The organism is Boudabousia marimammalium (genome assembly GCF_001936115.1).
GTDB classification, from domain to species: Bacteria; Actinomycetota; Actinomycetes; order Actinomycetales; family Actinomycetaceae; genus Boudabousia; species Boudabousia marimammalium.
In genome coordinates, this window is record NZ_MPDM01000013.1 from 1 (window position 1) to 3,274 (window position 3,274).

Genomic DNA, 3,274 nt, shown 5'->3' on the forward strand with positions numbered 1-3,274 from the left:
TGTTGGTGGGTGTGGTGTTAGTTGTCGGCAATATTAGTACCGGTCAGCTCCACATGTTACCATGCTTCCACGTCCGGCCTATCAACCCGATAGTCTATCGGGAGCCTCAACAGAAACCTCATCTTAAAGCAGGCTTCCCGCTTAGATGCTTTCAGCGGTTATCCTTCCCGAACGTAGCTAACCAGCCATGCACTTGGCAGTACAACTGGCACACCAGAGGTTCGTCCGTCCCGGTCCTCTCGTACTAGGGACAGGCCTTTTCAAGTTTCACACGCGCGCAGCGGATAGGGACCGAACTGTCTCACGACGTTCTAAACCCAGCTCGCGTACCGCTTTAATGGGCGAACAGCCCAACCCTTGGGACCTACTCCAGCCCCAGGATGCGACGAGCCGACATCGAGGTGCCAAACCATGCCGTCGATATGGACTCTTGGGCAAGATCAGCCTGTTATCCCCGGGGTACCTTTTATCCGTTGAGCGACAACGCTTCCACAAGCCATTGCCGGATCACTAGTTCCTGCTTTCGCACCTGCTCGACCTGTCAGTCTCGCAGTCAAGCTCCCTTGTGCACTTACACTCGACACCTGATTACCAACCAGGCTGAGGGAACCTTTGAGCGCCTCCGTTACTTTTTAGGAGGCAACCGCCCCAGTTAAACTACCCACCAGGCACTGTCCCTGGCCCGGATCACGGACCAAAGGTTAGGAACGCACTTAGACCAGAGTGGTATTTCAACAACGACTCCACAATCACTAGCGTGACCGCTTCAAAGTCTCCCACCTATCCTACACAAGCCTAAGCGAGCACCAATACCAAGCTATAGTAAAGGTCCCGGGGTCTTTCCGTCCTGCTGCGCGTAACGAGCATCTTTACTCGTAATGCAATTTCGCCGAGCTCATGGTCGAGACAGCAGAGAAGTCGTTACGCCATTCGTGCAGGTCGGAACTTACCCGACAAGGAATTTCGCTACCTTAGGATGGTTATAGTTACCACCGCCGTTTACTGGGGCTTAAATTCACAGCTTCACACCCAAAGGGCATTAACCGTTCCTCTTAACCTTCCAGCACCGGGCAGGCGTCAGTGCGTATACATCGACTTACATCTTCGCACGCACCTGTGTTTTTAGTAAACAGTCGCTTCTCTCAATTCTCTGCGACCACCACCAGCTCAAAACCGCGATGGGTTTATCACCAGGATGGTCCCCCTTATCCCGAAGTTACGGGGGCATTTTGCCGAGTTCCTTAACCATGATTAACTCGATCGCCTCGGTATACTCTACCTGACTACCTGTGTCGGTTTAGGGTACGGGCGGCACATATCCTCGCGTCGAGGCTTTTCTAGGCACCACAGGATCACTTACTTCCACCAAAACGGTGTCATCATCAGCCCTCACCTTACATGTCTCCCGGATTTAACCTAGGAAACAGGCTGCGGCCTTAAACGCACAAAACCATCTGTACGCGAAAGCTACCACTGTGCGTCACCCCTGTTAACACGCTTGCCTACTACCAAACAAGATCCCAACAAGAACCCATCAAAACAATCCCAAAAGGAAAGTAAAAATGAGAAACCTGGAGGTTAGTACATTCGATTCAGCACGGACGGCTATGCGCCGGTACCAGAATATAAACTGGTTATCCATCGACTACGCCTGTCGGCCTCGCCTTAGGTCCCGACTAACCCAGGGCAGATTAGCTTCACCCTGGAACCCTTAGTCAATCAGCGGACGGGTTACTCTCCCGTCATTCGCTACTCATGCCTGCATTCTCACTCCCATCCCGTCCACCACCGTTCACACGATGACTTCACCCAGAATGGGACGCTCCCCTACCCACAACAAAAACTTGTCGCGCCACGGTTTCGGCGGTGTACTTGAGCCCCGCTACATTGTCGGCGCGGAATCACTTGACCAGTGAGCTATTACGCACTCTTTCAAGGATGGCTGCTTCTAAGCCAACCTCCTGGTTGTCACAGCAACTCCACATCCTTTCCCACTTAGCACACGCTTAGGGGCCTTAACCGATGGTCTGGGCTGTTTCCCTCTCGACTACGAAGCTTATCCCCCGCAGTCTCACTGCCACACTAAACTTGCTGGCATTCGGAGTTTGGCAGATCTCAGTAACCCGTGAAGGCCCATTAACCAACCAGTCGCTCTACCTCCAACAAGCAACATGTAACGCTGCACCTAAATGCATTTCGGGGAGAACCAGCTATCACGGAGTTTGATTGGCCTTTCACCCCTACCCACAGCTCATCCCCCCAGTTTTCAACCTAGGTGGGTTCGGTCCTCCACGACGTCTTACCATCGCTTCAACCTGGCCATGGGTAGATCACCCCGCTTCGGGTCTAGAGCACGCGACTAAAAAACGCCCTATTCAGACTCGCTTTCGCTACGGCTACCCCACAACGGGTTAACCTCGCCACGCACCACTAACTCGCAGGCTCATTCTTCAAAAGGCACGCTATCACCCCACAAAAAGGGCTCTAACGGCTTGTAGGCACCCGGTTTCAGGTACTATTTCACTCCCCTCCCGGGGTACTTTTCACCATTCCCTCACGGTACTATGCACTATCGGTCACCAGAAAGTATTCAGGCTTACCCAGTGGTCTGGGCAGATTCACACAAGATTCCACGAGCCCCGTGCTACTCGGGACACAACCAATGCAGACAACAAGACAACCAGCTACACGACTCACACGCTCTCCGGTAGACCATTCAAGATCTTTCACCTCGCCCCACTGTTTTATCACTACACAAAGAACCGGCAGATCCTTTAAAAGCTGTATCCCACAACCCCGCATACGCAACCCCTGCCGAGTATCACACGCACACAGTTTAGCCATCATCCGCTTTCGCTCGCCACTACTCACAGAATATCTTTTCCTGCGGGTACTAAGATGTTTCACTTCCCCGCGTTCCCACCAACACCCTATACAATTCAGATGCCAGCGACTGGACACTACTCCAGCCAGGTTTCCCCATTCGGACACCCCCGGATCAACGCTCATTCGTCAACTCCCCGAGGCTTATCGCAGACCAACACGTCCTTCATCGGCTCCTGGTACCAAGGCATCCACCGAATGCCCATAAAAACTAACAAACCAAACACAAACAAAAAATCAAACTCAACAAAAACAAAAAAAATTGTTCTCACAAAAAATCACATTAACAAACAACAACCCCAAACAAGAAAAACAAGTCAGAGATCATTGGATGCTCGCGTCCACTATACAGTTAACAAACAACCCACAAACAACCCCCACCAACCAGCCA

Annotated in this window: 1 rRNA gene; it reads right to left on the bottom strand. The window is 52.0% G+C overall.

Annotated features, from left to right (window positions below):
* Window positions 1–12 precede the first annotated feature (12 nt).
* Window positions 13–3,101, bottom strand: a 23S ribosomal RNA gene (locus BM477_RS08090).
* Window positions 3,102–3,274 lie beyond the last annotated feature (173 nt).